Source organism: Phyllobacterium sp. 22229 (genome assembly GCF_052056495.1).
GTDB lineage: Bacteria > Pseudomonadota > Alphaproteobacteria > Rhizobiales > Rhizobiaceae > Phyllobacterium > Phyllobacterium myrsinacearum.
In genome coordinates this window covers 25,878-41,540 of record NZ_JBQEPA010000029.1, presented here as the reverse complement: position 1 = coordinate 41,540, position 15,663 = coordinate 25,878, and the positions used below count along the sequence as shown (strand labels likewise).

The window sequence follows — 15,663 nt, the reverse complement described above, 5'->3', positions numbered from 1 at the left end:
ATTTTCTACTTTCTTCGTGAAATCGCCGGAAAGAGTGCTATATTAAACGACGAATGACTGAACGGTTCCGAAGTCTTGAGCTTCGGTGACCGTTTTCTTTTTGTGTCGCGCGGCCCTGGCGGGGCGCATTTGACACTTGACTGCGAAAGGAGAGGGCATGGAAAAGGTCCCGATGACTCAAGGCGGATTTGACAAGCTCAAGGAAGAATTGCGCTGGCGCCAGCAGGAAGAGCGGCCCCGCATCATCCAGGCAATTTCGGAAGCGCGCGCCCATGGCGACCTCTCGGAAAATGCCGAGTATCATGCCGCCAAGGAAGCCCAGAGCCACAATGAAGGCCGCGTCAGCGAGCTGGAAGGCTATATCGGGCATGCCGAGATCATCGATATCTCGAAATTGTCCGGCGACAAGATCAAGTTTGGCGCCACCGTCCAGCTGATCGACGAAGATACGGAAGACAAGAAGATCTACCAGATCGTCGGCGATCAGGAGGCTGATCCGAAGGCTGGCCGCATTTCCATTTCCTCACCCATCGCGCGTGCCCTCATCGGCAAGAGCGAAGGCGACACGATCGAGGTCAATGCACCGGGCGGCGCCCGTTCGTATGAAATCGTCGGGTTCAAGTTCGCCTGATACCGTGCCGGAACCGGTAAGCAACGTCGAGGTGATCGCTCCGAATTTCAAGCGCAAGCTTTCCGGGGTCACCTCGACTATCGTGCAGCTTATTCCGCTGCAGCGGGCCAACGGCCTCAAAATCGTGGCCATGGGGCCGGGTCTTCCCGGCAACCTGCCGAAAATCGGGTGGCGTTCGCTGCCCGGTTTCTGGTTCAGGCCCAAGACCAGGCCCTTCCGCATCTGGCATGCCCGCCGCAACAATGAAATGCTTGCGGGCATTCTGATGCGCCATGTCCTGCGCATGAAGCTGTCGCTGCTTTTCACCTCGGCAGCGCAGCGCGACCACAAGCCCTTCACCAAATGGCTGATCCGGCGGATGAACGCCGTGATTGCCACCAGCGCCAAATCCGGCAGCTATCTGCAGGTGCCGCACACCGTCATCATGCACGGCGTGGACACGGACACGTTCCATCCGCCGGCAACACCCGAGGATGCCTTTGCCGCCTCCGGCCTGCCGGGAAAATATCTCGTCGGCTGTTCCGGGCGTATTCGCCATTCGAAGGGCACGGATCTTTTCGTCGATGCCATGATCAATCTCCTGCCGCGCTATCCCGAATGGACGGCCGTCATGACCGGCCGGACAACTGCCGAGCACAAGGGCTTCGAGCAGGCACTGCGCGACAGGATTGCCAGGGCCGGATTGCAGGACCGCCTGGTCTTCCTGGGCGAAGTGCCCGACGTAAAACTCTGGTACCGCCGCATGACCCTTTATGTCGCGCCGTCGCGCAATGAAGGTTTCGGCCTGACGCCGCTGGAAGCCATGGCGTCGCAGACTGCCGTTGTGACCAGCGATGCCGGCGCCTATGCGGAGATGGTCGAACGCGCCACGGGCACCGTCGTTCCGGCGGGTGACCGGCCGGCGCTGGAAGAGGCCATCGAACGCTATCTCGCCGATCCGGCAAAATGCGAGGAAGCCGGAAAGGCCGGGCTCGAGCATGTGCGGGAACATTTCCCGCTGCAGAATGAAGCAGCGAAAATCCTGACCGTCTATGAGCGCCTGTTCGCGGGCAGCATCCGGGCCGGATCATGAAGGTTTCCGCGTTCATCATTCACCTCAAACGCGCTGAAAAACGCGGCGCGCATGTCAGGGCTTTGATGCAGCGGCTGCCTGTTGCAGCGCAGATTATCGATGCCATCGACGCGCAGCAGCTCGTTGAGAGCGAAATCGCAGCGGTCTATAGCCGGACATCCCGGCATTTCCCGCCCTATCCCTTCCTGTTACGCACCACGGAAATCGCCTGCTTTCTCTCGCATCGAAAAGCATGGCAGGCGATTGTCGATGGCAATCTCGATGCGGGGCTGGTCATTGAGGACGATGTCGATATCGATCCGGGCTTTGCCGCGCAGCTGAAGCTGGCGATGGAGACGGTGCAGCCCGGCGATTACATCCGCTTCCCGCGCTGGACGCGGGGCGAAAAAGGCGGCGATGTCGCCCGCCAGGATGGCAACGCCATCATGCAGCCCGCATTGCCCGGTCTCGGCATGCAGATGCAGCTCATCGGCCGTGATGCCGCCATTGCGCTGCTTGCAGCAACGACGCGGTTCGACCGGCCGGTGGACACCACGCTGCAGATGCGCTGGCTGCATCCCGTGCGCATGCTGTCCGCCCGGCCGATCACCATCCGCGAGATCGATTTCAACCTGGGCGGCACGGTGGTTCAGGGCAAGAAAACGCTTTCGGACAAGCTGAAGCGCGAAGTGCTGCGGCCAGCTTACCGGTTTCTCCTGTTTTTCTATTCGAAAATACGCTGTTAGAGCACCATCAGCGGTTCGTTCTTGACCGAACGGATGGTCAGCGAGGTGCGGACGGAATCGACATTCGGCGTCGATGTCAGGTCTTCAATGACGAAATTCTGGAAAATGCTGATGTCGCTGGCCACGCAATGCAGGAGGAAGTCGGATTCGCCCGACACCATCCATGCCCGGCGCACGATGGTCCAGCTGTTGGTCTTTTCGGCAAAGCTCTTCAGGTCGGCGTCCGATTGCCGGTGCAGCCTGATCATGCAGAAGGCAACGATATCCTGACCGAGGATCGAGCCGTTCAGGATGGCCCTGTAGCCCTGGATGATGCCGCTTTCCTCCAGCTTGCGCACCCGGCGCAGGCAGGGCGGCGCCGATATGCCGACGCGCTCGGCAAGCTCCACATTGGTGATGCGGCCATTATCCTGAAGCTGTTTCAGGATTTTCCAGTCGATCTCGTCCAAGTCCGCCTTCAAAGGCATGGTCTGATTATATCCCTGTCAAAAAGGCGCTTACGGCGAGTACCATAGGCGATTCCTGCCGCTGTGTAATGCATTCGCATCCGGTTGCAAACAGGTTCATAGCATGGACCTACCGGCTCCAGAAGCTGCGTGTAAACAGAATGACGACCGTGATGATTTCCAGCCGGCCCGCCAGCATGAGATAGCTCAGGAGCAGAAGCGATGGGTCGCTGAGCGTTGAAAAGTTGCCGACCGGCCCGATCGTATCGCCAAAGCCCGGCCCGACATTGGAAAGCGCCGTGAGGGCGCCGGTGATGGACGTGCCGAGATCGTTGCCGAGGATCGTCAGCGCCGTAGCGCCGACGACCAGGGACGACATGTAGAGAAAGATGAAGAGCAGGGCGGATTGCGCGACCTGCGGGCTGATTTCGGCGCGGCCATAGCGCATTTTGATAACGGCATTCGGCATGATCAGCCGGGTCAGGCTGGCGGATGCCAATTGCCAGAGGATGATCAGGCGATTGAGCTTGATACCGCCGGAGGTCGACCCGGCACAGCCGCCGATGAATGTCACGATGAAGAAAATGCCAAGGGCTTCCGGCCCCCAGCGCGTATAATCTTCGGTTGCAAAACCTGTGGTTGAGATAATCGATACAAGGTTGAATGCGGCGGCAATCAGGGCATCGCCGAACCCGATTCCGGTTTCCAGCGTGAGCCCCACCGCCAGGAAAAAGCTGAGGCCGATGACGATGACGAAGAACAATGTCACCTGCGGGTCGGCGAGCGAGGTCAGGCGCTGCGGCATGACCGCCTTGATGTAGAGCACGAAGGGCAGGGCGCCGAGCATCATGAAGATGGTGGCGATGACGAGAATGGCCCGGTTGTGGGCATAAAAGCCCAGGGATGAATCGTGGGTGGAAAAGCCGGCGGTGGCGACGGTCGTCATGCCGTGATTGACCGCATCGAACATGCCCATGCCGGCGGCGAAATAAGACAGGGTACACAGCACCGTCAGGCTGACATAGGCGATGATGATGCCGGTGGCGATCTGGTGGATGCGCGGCAGGATCTTTTCCGACTTGTCGGAGGATTCCATGTGCAGGAGCTGGATGCCGCCCACCCGCAGCGACGGCAGCAGCAACAGGCCGAGGCCGACGAAACCGAAACCGCCGAACCAGCACAGGAGCGAGCGCCAGAGCAGGATGCCGCGCGGCATGGCATCGAGCCCGGTCAGCACGGTGGCGCCCGTCGACGTGATGCCGGACATGGATTCGAACAGCGCCTTGGCGAAACTGATCGGCAGCGTCGAGAAATAGAGGGGAAGGGAACCGAGCAGCGCCGCCGTGAGCCAGACGGAAACGATCAGGAGAAAGCCGAGGCGCGGGGTAAACCGGATGTCGGGATTGTGGGTGGCCAGGGCAACAAGCCCGCAGAGAACACCGGTGAAAATCGCCGATTCCACGAAAGTGATCCAGTCCCGGTTGCCGATGTGCAGATCAACAGCGGCGGGAATCAGCATGGCCGCCGCCATGATCAGACCAAATCGCGCGCAAATATTGATGATGGTGCGAAAAATGAGCGGACCTCAGACTGGCAGCAGGGACATGAGAATGTTTCATAACCGGTTCCACCCCGCGCCACAATGCACGCCAAACGGCAAAACACCGCGTACAAGCTGTGGCTAACCGGGCTATATCACGCGCAGACCTTGCAACGGAGGGGGCTGACCCACTACCTTATGGCATTGGAAATGATCACAAGTCTGCTCCCAACCCGTTCTGGCTGAACATCTGTTCTTATAGGTCTTGATATGTCACAGCGCCACGTGCCCGTCCTCATTATCGGTTCCGGTCCTGCCGGTTATACCGCAGCCATCTATGCGGCCCGCGCCAACCTGAAACCAGTGATTGTCGCCGGATTGCAGCAGGGCGGCCAGCTGATGATCACCACGGATGTGGAGAACTATCCGGGCTATGCCGATCCGGTGCAGGGGCCCTGGATGATGGACCAGATGCGTATCCAGGCCGAACATGTCGGCGCCGAGATCATCCACGACATCATCACGGAAGTGGACATTTCCAGCCGGCCGTTCCGTCTCGTCGGCGACGGCGGCACGCAGTACACCTGCGATGCGCTGATCATTGCGACTGGCGCACAGGCGAAATGGCTTGGAATTCCGACCGAACAGGCCTTCATGGGCTTCGGCGTTTCCGCCTGTGCCACCTGCGACGGTTTCTTCTACCGCAACAAGGATGTCGTCGTTGTCGGCGGCGGCAATACGGCCGTCGAGGAAGCGCTTTATCTTGCCAACCTGGCCAAGTCCGTCACGGTCGTGCACCGCCGCGATCATTTCCGTGCCGAAAAAATTCTGCAGGACCGCCTGTTTGCCCGCGAAAATGTCAAAGTCGTCTGGGACAACGTCATCGACGAAATCACGGGTACAGAGGCAAAGCCGCCTATGGCCGCATCGGTTTCCGGCGTGCGCCTGAAGAATGTCAAGACGGGCGAGACGACGGATGTTGCGACGGACGGTGTCTTTGTGGCGATCGGCCATGCACCGGCAGTTGAACTGTTCAAGGGGAAACTCAAGCATAAGCCGAATGGCTATCTGTGGACCGCAGCGGATTCGACGGCGACCGATGTTCCCGGTGTTTTCGCAGCTGGCGATGTCACCGACGATATCTATCGTCAGGCGGTGACTGCGGCCGGAATGGGCTGCATGGCGGCCCTTGAGGCCGAGCGCTGGCTGGCGGCACAGGAACCGGTGCGCCAGGCTGCCGAATAAGGGCGTTTGAGATAAGGCCGGTTGCGATATGCGGAACCGGAATGGGGGAGAGACTGCGCCATGTCGCTTGACTGGGACAAATTGCGAATATTCCATGCTGCGGCGGAGGCTGGGTCGTTCACCCATGCCGCCGAGACGCTGCATCTGTCGCAATCGGCCATCTCCCGCCAGGTGAGCGCATTGGAGCAGGATGTCGGCGTTCCCCTGTTTCACCGGCATGCGCGCGGCCTTATCCTGACCGAGCAGGGCGAGGTGCTGTACCGCACGGCGCACGAAGTGCTGATGAAGCTGGAAAACGTCCGCTCGCGCCTGACCGAAAGCAAGGACCGCCCGTCGGGCAAGCTGCGCGTTACCACCACTGTTGGTCTTGGCTCCGGCTGGCTGATCGAGCGGGTGCAGGAATTCATCGAACTTTATCCGGAAGTGCAGCTGCAGCTGCTGCTCGACAATGAAGAGCTGGATCTGACGATGCGCCATGCGGATTGCGCCATCCGCCTGCGCCAGCCGCAGCAGCCCGATCTGATCCAGCGGCGGTTGTTCACCGTGCATATGCACGTCTACGCCTCGCCGGGCTACATCGCCAAATACGGCAAGATCGAAAACATCGACGAGATCGATTCCCACCGCATCGTCAGCTTCGGCGAACCGGCGCCGTCGTACCTGACCAATCTCAACTGGCTGGAAGGGATCGGCCGGTCCGACGGCAATCTGCGCCCCGCCGTTCTGCAGATCAACAATCTCCTGTCGATCAAGCGCGCCATCCAGAAGGGCGTCGGCCTCGGCGTGCTTCCCGATTACATGGTCGAGAAAGATTCGACCCTGGTGCGCCTGTTGCCGGAGATGGAGCTGCCATCCTTCGATACGTTCTTCTGTTATCCCGAGGGAATCAAGAACGCAGCGAAATTGCACGTGTTTCGGGATTTCCTTTTCTCGAAGGCGCGCACCTGGTCCTATTGACCGGCTGTTTCTGCATTTTTGCGAAAAATTTTTCTTTCGAAAGCAGGCAGATTCGGAGCATGATCTTGCCGGATTGCATCGCAAAGGTGCGCTCTCATTTCAAAAATGCCGATAAATTGTCGGTATGCATTTGGTGCATGGGTGCATTGCACAATTGGGGGATTGCAAGAAGCGGTTAAAGGGCCCATATCCACATCACTAGCCGATGCGTCTCCTCCTCCCATTGCGCATCCGCTAGTGTTCCCCTCTGGAGGTTTTGCCAGAAATGGCATCCTTCAAAACTTAAGGCCGGGCAATTGTCCGGCCTCTTTTCTTTTCTGGGGTATGTTTCCACAAAATCAGCGATAAAGCGTTTCGTTTTCAAGCCCCGTGTAGAGGGACGCGACCTGATCGCCATAGCCGTTGAACAGCAGGGTTGGCACGGTTTCACCCGTGTGCAGCACGCGCTCCTGCGCCTGGCTCCAGCGGGGATGCGCCACCGTCGGATTGACGTTGGCCCAGAAACCGTACTCGTTCGATGCCAGCTCTTCCCAGAAACTCACCGGCCGCTTGTCGGTGAAGCTGATCTTGCGGATCGATTTGATTGACTTGAACCCGTATTTCCACGGCAAAGCGAGGCGGATCGGCGCGCCGAACTGGTTGAGCAGGGGCTTGCCATAGGCGCCTGTCACCAGGAAGGCGAGCTCGTTGGCGGCCTCCGCCATGGTGACGCCCTCCACATAGGGCCAGCTATAGAGAAAGCCGTTCTGGCCGCTGGCCATGGACGGATCGTTGAAGGTCTCGAAGCGGATATATTTGGCCGAGGCGAGCGGTTTCGCCAGTTCGACCAGTCTGGACAGGGAAAAGCCGGTCCAGGGAATGGTCATCGACCAGGCCTCGACGCAGCGGTGGCGGTAGAGACGCTCCTCCAGCGGAATTTTCGCTTCAAGGTCGGCAAATTCGATGGTGAAAGGTTTTTCCACCATGCCACCGATGTCGATCGCCCATGGGTTGGTGATGAGGCTCCGCGCCTCGGCATAAATGCCCTTGTCCGATCCGAACTCGTAGAAATTGTTGTATGTCGCGTTGATCGCTTCCGGTGTCAGGCTGCGATCGAGCTTATAGGCGTCATTGCGCTTGGCGGGATAAAGCGCCGGATTGCCCGCAGGTTTGCGATCTCCCTCGGCGCGCGCCACTTTCGGTAATGCTGTGAGTGCAGCGGTTGCCAGCGCACCAAGGCCCCAGGCCTGCAGGATCGACCGCCGGTTGAGGAATGCCGCCTCCGGGGTTGCCAGGGTTTCGGCTATCGCCCAGGCGGGCTTGCGGTGAATGGCGGCCATGACTGTCTTTCATCTCTGCGGCGTTGCGGTGGAAATATGCCATTTCCACGCAAGAACGATCAACACAAAGCCGTGAAGCTTTTGCGGCAAAGAAAAAGGGGCCGATACGGCCCCCTGGTATTTTCAATCCGGTTGTACGATCAGCGCAGGCTGGCGCAGAAGCGCTGGATGCGCTTGCCGGCTTCCTCGAGCTTGGCATCCGATGTCGCGTAGGAAATGCGCAGGTTCGGTCCAAGGCCGAAGGCCGAGCCGTGCACGGCGGCAACGGCTTCGCTCGACAGCAGTTCGCTGACAAAATCCTCGTCGGTTTCGATCACCTTGCCCGACGGCGCTGTCTTACCGATGGCCGCGGCGCAGGACGGATAGACGTAGAATGCGCCTTCCGGCTTCGGGCACTGCAGCAGCGGCGCCTGGTTCAGCATGGAAACGATGAGATCGCGGCGGCCTTCGAATGCCTTCTTGAACACCGGCAGGTGTTCCTGCGTGCCATCCAGCGCCTCGACGGCGGCCCATTGCGAAATCGCGCTGGTGCCGGATGTCTGCTGGCCCTGCACCATGTCCATGGCGTTGATCAGCGCCTGCGGTCCGGCGGCATAACCGATGCGCCAGCCGGTCATGGCATAGGCTTTCGACACGCCGTTCATGGTCAGGGTGCGGTCATAGAGGCTTGGCTCGACCTGCGCCGGGGTGACGAATTTGAAGTCGCCATAGGTCAGGTGCTCATACATGTCGTCGGTGAGAACCCAGACATGCGGATGACGCACGAGAACATCGGTGAGTTTCTTCAGCTCATCCCAGCTGTAGGCGGCACCCGACGGATTGGATGGCGAATTGAGAATGACCCATTTGGTCTTCGGCGTGATGGCGCGTTCGAGGTCCTCCGGCTGCAGCTTGAACTCATGCTGCTGCGTGGCCGATACGATGACCGGCGTGCCGCCGCACAGCGCCACCATTTCCGGGTAGCTCACCCAGTACGGCGCAACGCAGATGACTTCGTCGCCGGGGTTGAGCGTGGCGAGCAGCGCGTTGTAGATGACATGCTTGCCGCCCGTGGAGACAATGGTCTGGCTCGGCTTGTATTCCAGTTCGTTCTCGCGCTTGAACTTGCGGGTAATCGCCTCGCGCAGCGGCACGATGCCGGAAACCGGAGTGTACTTGGTTTCACCGCGGCGGATGGCGGCAATGGCGGCTTCCTTGATGTTCTCGGGCGTGTCAAAATCCGGCTCGCCAACGGAGAGCGAGATCACGTCCCGGCCTTCGGCTTTCAGATCGCGTGCTTTCTGGGTGATCGCAATCGTTGCGGAAACCTTCACGCGGGAAAGGGCGTCGGCGAGGAATGCCATGGTATCGTTCTCCTGAAGCGGGTGTTTGACAAGGGGTAGCCGGTGTGCGGGTCTGCTATGTCGCAACAGGCGGGGAATCGCAAGCAAAAGCGTGCGCAAAAGGCTTCACATCGCGCTGTTTCTATGCAGGGTGTGACATGAAACATTCAAAGCATCAGCCCCGTTCATGGGATGTTTCACGCAAACCGATGAGACCGGACACCAGCGGTGATATTTGCCCGCCACAGGAGACCAGCCATGCCGATACTCTATTCGCAGCTCAGTTCCGGAAACTGCTACAAGCCGCGCCTGCTGATGGCCAAGCTTGGCCTGCCGTTCGAGCATGTGGCCATTTCATCGGCGGACGGATCGACGCGAAAACCGGAATTCACCGCCAAGAATCCCAACGGCAAGGTGCCGCTGCTGGAGCTTGACGACGGCCGGTTCCTGGCGGAGTCCAATGCCATCCTGCTCTATCTGGCCGAGGGAACCCGGTTCATCCCTGATGATTCCTATGCGCGCGCACTGATGTATCAATGGCTGTTCTTCGAACAGTACACGCATGAACCCAATATTGCGGTGCGCCGCGCCCTGCTGGTCTATCCGGAGCGGGCGAAGGATGCGACGCCGGAGCGGCTGGCGGCAACGCTGGAAGGCGGCAACAAGGCGCTGCTCGTCATGGAACAGCAGTTGCAGAAGACGCCCTATTTCGCCGGTGACGCGATCAGCGTCGCCGATATCGCGCTCTATGCCTATACCCACGAGGCGAACCAGGGCGGCTATGACCTTTCGGCCTATCCGTCCGTGGCGAAATGGCTGAGCCGGGTTGCGGGCGACGAGGGGCACGTGCCGATCACCTGGCTGCCGGAGGCGTCAGGCGGCTGATTTGATCTCATCGCCCGTTCCGGTCATGCCCGGCAGGCGGGAGGCGAGGGCATCGATCAGCACGCGCATGCGCGCCGGCATGAAGGGCGCCCGCGGCCAGACCGCATAGGTGTCGAAAACCAGCGGTTCGACGTCGGGCAGGACCCGGACAAGGCTACCGCTGTGCACCCGCGCGCGAATAAGCCAGCAGGGCAGCCAGGCGAGCCCCATGCCCGCGACCGCCATATCGGCAGCGCTATCCAGATCATCGAGGATCAGCCGGGTGCGGGCCGGGGCCGCATAGGTACCGCCCTTGCCGTCAGGGAAAAGCCAGGGCCGGGTATTGCCGTCGCGGCCATAGACGATGGAGTCGTGCCCGGCGATATCCTCGATGGCGCGCGGGGTTCCACGTGCGGCGAGATAGGACGGCGCTGCACAGATGGTCATGCGCTGGCGCGCAATGCGGCGGGCGGTGAGGACGGCGCTGTCGGGCAGGACTGCGTTGCGGACAACAAGGTCATAGCCTTCCTCGATCAGGTCCACCGGCCGGTCGGTGAAAGACACGTCGAAGCGCAACGCCGCGTGCTGGCGGGAGAGGTCGGCGATGACGGGCGCGACGCAGTAACGGCCGAATATCACGGGTACGCTGATACGCAGGCGGCCAGCCGGTTGTTCCCTGTCGGAGGCCAGGGCACCTTCCGCCATGTCGAGTTCGGCCAGGATGCGCACGCAATGCGCGTAGAAGGCGTTGCCGTCGCTCGTCAGCGTGAATGCCCGCGTGGTGCGATGGCAGAGACGCACGCCAAGCCGCTCCTCCAGCCGGGCGATCGCCTTGCCGACGGCCGAGCGTGACAGGTGCAGTTTTTGCGCGGCGGCAGAAAAACCGCCGGCATCCACCACCGTGACAAATTCCTGAATACCTGCAAGCCGGTCCATTCCACGCTCCATTGTAGAATGGGACGATACAATAATGGGTGGAATGGGCGCAACTGCATCGTACAACGATCATATAAAACACTGTCCTCACCCCGGCTGGCGGGGCATGCAAGGACAGAGATGATGACGAAGACGATGAAACGCTGGACGCTGAATGGGGCCGGACGCGACAATCTCACACTGGTCGAGGTCGCGGTGCCAACACCGGGGCCGGGTGAAATTCTGGTCAAGGCCACGGCGGCGTCGCTCAATTACCGTGACAAGCTGCTGGTCGATCTCGGCTTTGGATTGCCGGTGCCGCAGACGGAACCGCTCACGCCGCTGTCGGATCTGTCCGGCACGGTCGCGGCGGTCGGCCCCGGTGTGACGCGCTTCGCCGCGGGTGACGCCGTCATCTCGACCTTCCTGCCGGACTGGATCGACGGCAGCGGTCCCGGCACGGCGCGCGATCCCAACGGCCGCAGCCTTGGCGGGCCGATGCAGGGCGTTCTGGCCGAATATGTCGTGCTACACCAGGACTGGGCGGTCCGGGCGCCGCGCACGCTGAACGGTCTGCAGTCGAGCACGCTGCCCTGCGCCGGCCTTACCGCATGGACCGCTCTGGTCGAGCGCGGCAAGCTCAGGGCGGGGCAGACCGTGGTCGTCATCGGAACGGGCGGCGTGTCGATCTTCGGCATGCAGATTGCGCTGATGCACGGCGCTGAAGTCATCGTTGTCTCCGGCGACGACAGGAAGCTCGCCTGGGCCAGGGAACTCGGTGCCCACCATGGGATCAACCGCCAGAACGAGGACTGGGTCGAAGCCGTCTACCGGCTGACCGGCGATCACGGTGCCGACCATATCCTCGAGACGATCGGTGGCGCCCATCTCGACAAGTCCCTGCGCGCGGCGGCGGTCGGCGGGCGCATTTCGCTGATCGGGGTCATCGAGGGTTTTGAGATATCCGGCGGCTTTGGCCCGTTTGCCCGTAAGCGCGTGGCCGTCGAGGGCATTCAGGTCGGACACCGGCGGGCATTGGAGGATCTGGTTGCCGCGGTCGAACTGTCGGGTGTCACTCCGGTCATCGATGCTGTTTACACCATGGCGGATTTTCCCGATGCGCTCGATCATCTGGAGCGCGGACCGTTCGGCAAGGTGGTTGTCGAGATCGGCTGAGACAGCGCAAGCGATCGGTGAAATGCAAAAAGGCGGGATTAAAATCCCGCCTTTCCAAATTTGTAAATTCGAAAACCTGTCGATTTTCGCGTGCGGCGATTAACCGGCAACGCTGAGGTTGTCAGCGGACGACTTGCCCGAACGACGGTCCTGTACGATTTCGTAGTTGACCTTCTGGCCGTCATTGAGGCCGCGCAGTCCTGCGCGCTCAACAGCGGAGATGTGTACGAATACGTCTGCACCGCCGGTGTCAGGCTGGATGAAACCATAGCCCTTAGTGCTGTTGAACCATTTCACTGTTCCCGTAGCCATGGGAAATTCCTTTCAGAGATATAAGACAGGCAACATACAGCTATGCTGCCCAGGGAATCGAACCTATGCAATGGAGTTCATCAGGAAGCGCAACGGGTTACGCAGGTCGCAAAGTCACTCGACCGATAAATCGATGCGGGATACATAAGACAGAATCGGAGCCGAAACAAGCGGGATTCAAATCGGCCCCGTGCCGCCGTCACGCGCCCGCCCTTGACCGGGCAAAATTCAGCCTTACTTCCCTTGGGTAAATCCGAAGCTTTATCCGGTGCAACTGAACCAACAATGATAGAGTGGATGAGCCGAATCACGGCCGTCCAGAGAGGCTAGCTCATGGCGGAAGACAAACAGAGCAAGACGTCCGCCATCGCCGTTGCCGGCGAAGTTCAGGTCGGATTTCTTTCTCAGCTCCGCGTTATCCTCGATGTCTACTGGATCTCACCCGTCCGCAACCGGCTCGTGCTCCTGCTGCTCACGCTGTTCGCCATCATCATCATCACGTCGGCCGGCCAGGTCCGTCTGGTGCAATGGAACGGGCGCTTCCTTGATGCGCTGTCCCATCGCGATTTCCCGGCATTTCTCAGTGAGCTGCTGGTGTTCCTGGGGATTGCCAGCGTTCTGCTGGTTCTGGCCGTCGCGCAGGCCTGGTTCAACCAGATGACGCGCATGAAACTGCGCGAAGGCCTGACCCGTGACCTCATCGGCGAATGGCTGGTCCCCCGGCGGGCTTTCAAATTGTCCAATTCCGGGCCGATCGGCGTCAATCCCGATCAGCGTCTGCATGAGGATGCGCGCCATCTGGCTGAAATGTCGACGGATCTCGGTCTTGGCCTGCTGCAGGCCTCCATTCTGGTGGCCAGTTTCATCGGCGTGCTCTGGGGGCTTTCCAGCGGCTTTGTCTTCAACGTCTACGGCTACAGTTTTTCCATTCCGGGTTACATGGTGTGGGCGGCATTCCTCTATGCCGGTTCGGCATCGGCAATCAGCTGGTTTGTCGGGCGCAAGCTGATCAAGCTCAATGCCGACCGCTACCAGCGCGAGTCCGACCTGCGGTTTTCACTGATGCGCGTGAACGAGCATATCGACGCCATTGCGCTTTATCGCGGCGAGCAGGACGAAAAGGTCAGGCTGGGGCTGGATGTCGATGCGCTGCTCGCTGCCATCCGCAAGCTGGTGTCCGCCTGGACACAACTGGTCTGGGTAACCTCGGGCTATGGCTGGTTCACCAATGTCGCGCCTTATCTCGTCGCTGCTCCCGTCTATTTCACCGGCAACCTGTCCTTTGGCGGTATGATCATCGCCGTTGGCTCGTTCAATCAGCTGCAGGCCTCGCTCAAATGGTTCGTCGATAATTTCGGGGCGATCGCCGACTGGCGCGCCACGCTTCTGCGTGTCACCTCGTTCCGGCAGGCCGTGCAGTCGATGGACACGCTGAACAGTGTCGAGCAGCGGATCAAGTTTTCGCAATCCGAGACCAACCAGCTGGTTTTCGACACGTTGAAGATCACGGCACCGCTGGCGACCGTGCGCCTGAAGGAGCGGAAAGCCGTGGTCAAGGAGGGCGAACGGGTGCTGATCACCAGCGAGCCCGGCATCGACAGGACGCTGCTGTTCCGCGCGATTGCCGGTCTGTGGCCCTGGGGATCGGGCAATATCGCCCTGCCCAAGGACACCTCCATTCTCTATATGCCGCGCTCGCCGTATTTTCCGCCCGGCAGCCTGCGCGAAGTGATGTCCTATCCGCTCGGGAAGGATGCCTTTCCCGACGGCGAGCTTGTTTCAGCCCTGCATGAATTGGGGCTGGACCGCCTCAAGACCATGCTCGACTTTCGCGCGCGCTGGGACCGGGAGCTGAGCGATGACGAACAGCAGTCGCTGGCCTTTGCCCGGCTGATGCTGCACAAGCCGAGCTGGGTGGTCATCGACGAATCCCTCGATGCCATGGAGGCCGACGCGCATGAGCGGGTGATGGCCGTGCTGCGCGACAAGCTTGCCGCGTCGACCGTGGTGCATATCGGGCGGGAGGACACGAGCGATCACGTGTTCTCCAAGGTGCTGCACTTTGTCAGCGATCCCACCGGGCATGGCATGGAAGCCGAAGGGCTGAGCGGCGTTTAGAGGCTTTGCCGCTGCGCCAATAACCGGCAGCCCACATGCCCTCACATGAACAGCGGGGCGTGTTCCTTGACCCAATGGCTGAAGCGGCGGGGCGGGCGGCCGATGACCTGCTGGACATTTCCGGTGACGGCACGCCCTTCCGGCGGCGGATTGCTGTTCCACGCCACCACATAGTCGATGACATCTTCACCGATGCCGAGTTCACGCATGGATTGCCGGGTGTGCTCCTCGCTCACCTCGACATAACGGATCGGCTTGCCAGTGGCGGCACTGATCGCCTTGATCTTGTCCGGTATGGTCAGGACTTCGCAGCCCGTCAGCTTGAGGGTTTTGCGGGCGTGGCCGCCATGGCTGAGAATCCGGGCGGCGACCGCCGCCACATCCGCCTCGTGGATGAGGGTTCGCGCCATGCTGCCATAGGGCTCGCGCACGACATTGGACGACCTGATGCTCTTGATCCAGCCCAGCGTGTTGGACATGAGATCGACCGGCTGCAGGATCGTCCATTCCAGATCGCTCGCCTCCACCGCCGCCTCGACGCTTCCGGTCCGCCCGTCGCTGAGCACGCAGATGCGCTGCACACCCTCCCAGCGCGCCAGCTGGACAATCTCGGCGCCGTTGTCGAGCGGGGTGTAGTCATCGCCGCCGATGGTGATCAGATGCATACCGGTCACGCCGGCCAGCGCCCGTTCGAATGTTTCCGTCCGCGTCAGGTCACCCTCGACCACCTCGACGCCGGCCGGCAGATTGGCGCGCCGCGCATCGCGGGTGAGCGCCCGCACGAGATAGCCGTTCTCCAGCAGTTCATTGACGACGTGCCGCCCGACATTGCCTGTCGCGCCCGTGACGAGAAACCGTTTTGCCTGGAACAGCCGGAGAAACTGTGCGTCGGTAAGTCTTTCAATATCGGTCAACATACATGCTCCTGGGTGGATGGATTCCGGTCGAAGCCAAGGTTATAAAACCTCAACTTAAGTTGAGGTCAATCCTGCGAAAGGGGCATTTTGTCCAAGGCCCGGCG

General features: G+C 60.6%; 15 protein-coding genes. 8 read left to right on the top strand and 7 right to left on the bottom strand.

Translation table 11 applies throughout. The annotated features are described in order from the left end of the window. The first annotated feature begins 157 nt into the window (after positions 1-157). The 3 genes from greA to ACTJJ7_RS25425 are packed head-to-tail and all read left to right on the top strand — an operon-like array spanning position 158 to position 2,428. Positions 158-631 carry a transcription elongation factor GreA gene (gene greA / locus ACTJJ7_RS25435; protein ID WP_105732072.1) on the top strand — a complete coding sequence of 158 codons (474 nt, stop codon included), beginning with the start codon at positions 158-160 and terminating at the stop codon, positions 629-631. Beyond that, complete coding sequence (locus tag ACTJJ7_RS25430) at positions 603-1,703, top strand: glycosyltransferase family 4 protein (RefSeq protein ID WP_130269839.1); 1,101 nt, start codon at positions 603-605, stop codon at positions 1,701-1,703. The genes greA and ACTJJ7_RS25430 overlap by 29 nt, the downstream gene beginning before the upstream one ends. Continuing rightward, positions 1,700-2,428, top strand: a complete 729-nt coding sequence (locus tag ACTJJ7_RS25425; protein ID WP_440969216.1) for a glycosyltransferase family 25 protein — start codon at positions 1,700-1,702, stop codon at positions 2,426-2,428. Before ACTJJ7_RS25430 ends, ACTJJ7_RS25425 begins: the two co-directional genes overlap by 4 nt. Here the strand turns inward: ACTJJ7_RS25425 and ACTJJ7_RS25420 are convergent. Together ACTJJ7_RS25420 and ACTJJ7_RS25415 are read right to left on the bottom strand one after the other, a co-directional pair. Continuing rightward, a complete protein-coding gene (locus tag ACTJJ7_RS25420; RefSeq protein ID WP_105732075.1) occupies positions 2,425-2,895 on the bottom strand; it encodes an Lrp/AsnC family transcriptional regulator in 471 nt (156 codons plus the stop codon). The genes ACTJJ7_RS25425 and ACTJJ7_RS25420 overlap by 4 nt on opposite strands. A 109-nt stretch (positions 2,896-3,004) precedes the next feature. Next, on the bottom strand, positions 3,005-4,405 hold the full coding sequence (locus ACTJJ7_RS25415; protein ID WP_105732076.1) for a TrkH family potassium uptake protein: 1,401 nt from the start codon (positions 4,403-4,405) through the stop codon (positions 3,005-3,007). A 279-nt stretch (positions 4,406-4,684) separates the two neighbouring features. Between ACTJJ7_RS25415 and trxB the strand changes: the two genes are divergently transcribed. Both trxB and ACTJJ7_RS25405 read left to right on the top strand, forming a co-directional pair. After that, positions 4,685-5,659, top strand: coding sequence for a thioredoxin-disulfide reductase (trxB, locus tag ACTJJ7_RS25410; RefSeq protein WP_130269843.1), 975 nt, complete (start codon positions 4,685-4,687; stop codon positions 5,657-5,659). Between the two features lie 60 nt (positions 5,660-5,719). Next, on the top strand, positions 5,720-6,616 hold the full coding sequence (locus tag ACTJJ7_RS25405; RefSeq protein WP_105732078.1) for a LysR family transcriptional regulator: 897 nt from the start codon (positions 5,720-5,722) through the stop codon (positions 6,614-6,616). 338 nt (positions 6,617-6,954) lie between these two features. Here ACTJJ7_RS25405 and msrP read toward each other — a convergent pair whose 3' ends face one another. Together msrP and ACTJJ7_RS25395 are read right to left on the bottom strand one after the other, a co-directional pair. Further along, positions 6,955-7,935, bottom strand: coding sequence for a protein-methionine-sulfoxide reductase catalytic subunit MsrP (msrP, locus tag ACTJJ7_RS25400; RefSeq protein ID WP_440969215.1), 981 nt, complete (start codon positions 7,933-7,935; stop codon positions 6,955-6,957). Positions 7,936-8,075: 140 nt separating this feature from the next. Beyond that, entirely contained in the window at positions 8,076-9,278 is a 1,203-nt protein-coding gene (locus tag ACTJJ7_RS25395; RefSeq protein WP_105732080.1) for a pyridoxal phosphate-dependent aminotransferase, read from the bottom strand. Between the two features lie 237 nt (positions 9,279-9,515). Between ACTJJ7_RS25395 and ACTJJ7_RS25390 the strand changes: the two genes are divergently transcribed. Beyond that, positions 9,516-10,142, top strand: a complete 627-nt coding sequence (locus ACTJJ7_RS25390) for a glutathione S-transferase family protein (protein ID WP_105732081.1) — start codon at positions 9,516-9,518, stop codon at positions 10,140-10,142. Here ACTJJ7_RS25390 and ACTJJ7_RS25385 read toward each other — a convergent pair. Beyond that, positions 10,131-11,057, bottom strand: a complete 927-nt coding sequence (locus tag ACTJJ7_RS25385) for a LysR family transcriptional regulator (RefSeq protein ID WP_440969214.1) — start codon at positions 11,055-11,057, stop codon at positions 10,131-10,133. The genes ACTJJ7_RS25390 and ACTJJ7_RS25385 overlap by 12 nt on opposite strands. A gap of 123 nt (positions 11,058-11,180) precedes the next feature. Here ACTJJ7_RS25385 and ACTJJ7_RS25380 point away from each other — a divergent pair, with 123 nt between their 5' ends. Further along, entirely contained in the window at positions 11,181-12,212 is a 1,032-nt protein-coding gene (locus ACTJJ7_RS25380) for a zinc-dependent alcohol dehydrogenase family protein (RefSeq protein ID WP_440969213.1), read from the top strand. Positions 12,213-12,311: 99 nt separating this feature from the next. Here the strand turns inward: ACTJJ7_RS25380 and ACTJJ7_RS25375 are convergent, their stop codons facing one another. After that, positions 12,312-12,524, bottom strand: a complete 213-nt coding sequence (locus tag ACTJJ7_RS25375) for a cold-shock protein (protein ID WP_027233379.1) — start codon at positions 12,522-12,524, stop codon at positions 12,312-12,314. 333 nt (positions 12,525-12,857) lie between these two features. On the opposite strand from ACTJJ7_RS25375, the gene ACTJJ7_RS25370 reads away from it, so the two are divergent. Beyond that, a complete protein-coding gene (locus ACTJJ7_RS25370; protein ID WP_105732083.1) occupies positions 12,858-14,642 on the top strand; it encodes an ABC transporter ATP-binding protein/permease in 1,785 nt (594 codons plus the stop codon). A 41-nt stretch (positions 14,643-14,683) separates the two neighbouring features. On the opposite strand, the gene ACTJJ7_RS25365 is transcribed toward ACTJJ7_RS25370, so the two are convergent. Beyond that, complete coding sequence (locus tag ACTJJ7_RS25365) at positions 14,684-15,559, bottom strand: NAD(P)H-binding protein (protein ID WP_440969212.1); 876 nt, start codon at positions 15,557-15,559, stop codon at positions 14,684-14,686. Positions 15,560-15,663 lie beyond the last annotated feature (104 nt).

What these genes read in the sequence shown, in the direction of transcription:
- ACTJJ7_RS25370 (WP_105732083.1), top strand. Translation starts at nt 12,858, where the DNA reads ATGGCGGAAGACAAACAGAGCAAGACGTCCGCCATCGCCGTTGCCGGC.
- ACTJJ7_RS25375 (WP_027233379.1), bottom strand. Translation starts at nt 12,524, where the DNA reads ATGGCTACGGGAACAGTGAAATGGTTCAACAGCACTAAGGGCTATGGT.
- ACTJJ7_RS25390 (WP_105732081.1), top strand. Translation starts at nt 9,516, where the DNA reads ATGCCGATACTCTATTCGCAGCTCAGTTCCGGAAACTGCTACAAGCCG.
- ACTJJ7_RS25365 (WP_440969212.1), bottom strand. Translation starts at nt 15,559, where the DNA reads ATGTTGACCGATATTGAAAGACTTACCGACGCACAGTTTCTCCGGCTG.
- greA (WP_105732072.1), top strand. Translation starts at nt 158, where the DNA reads ATGGAAAAGGTCCCGATGACTCAAGGCGGATTTGACAAGCTCAAGGAA.
- ACTJJ7_RS25405 (WP_105732078.1), top strand. Translation starts at nt 5,720, where the DNA reads ATGTCGCTTGACTGGGACAAATTGCGAATATTCCATGCTGCGGCGGAG.
- ACTJJ7_RS25420 (WP_105732075.1), bottom strand. Translation starts at nt 2,895, where the DNA reads ATGCCTTTGAAGGCGGACTTGGACGAGATCGACTGGAAAATCCTGAAA.
- ACTJJ7_RS25430 (WP_130269839.1), top strand. Translation starts at nt 603, where the DNA reads ATGAAATCGTCGGGTTCAAGTTCGCCTGATACCGTGCCGGAACCGGTA.
- ACTJJ7_RS25380 (WP_440969213.1), top strand. Translation starts at nt 11,181, where the DNA reads ATGACGAAGACGATGAAACGCTGGACGCTGAATGGGGCCGGACGCGAC.
- ACTJJ7_RS25415 (WP_105732076.1), bottom strand. Translation starts at nt 4,405, where the DNA reads ATGGCGGCGGCCATGCTGATTCCCGCCGCTGTTGATCTGCACATCGGC.
- trxB (WP_130269843.1), top strand. Translation starts at nt 4,685, where the DNA reads ATGTCACAGCGCCACGTGCCCGTCCTCATTATCGGTTCCGGTCCTGCC.
- ACTJJ7_RS25385 (WP_440969214.1), bottom strand. Translation starts at nt 11,057, where the DNA reads ATGGACCGGCTTGCAGGTATTCAGGAATTTGTCACGGTGGTGGATGCC.
- ACTJJ7_RS25425 (WP_440969216.1), top strand. Translation starts at nt 1,700, where the DNA reads ATGAAGGTTTCCGCGTTCATCATTCACCTCAAACGCGCTGAAAAACGC.
- ACTJJ7_RS25395 (WP_105732080.1), bottom strand. Translation starts at nt 9,278, where the DNA reads ATGGCATTCCTCGCCGACGCCCTTTCCCGCGTGAAGGTTTCCGCAACG.
- msrP (WP_440969215.1), bottom strand. Translation starts at nt 7,935, where the DNA reads ATGGCCGCCATTCACCGCAAGCCCGCCTGGGCGATAGCCGAAACCCTG.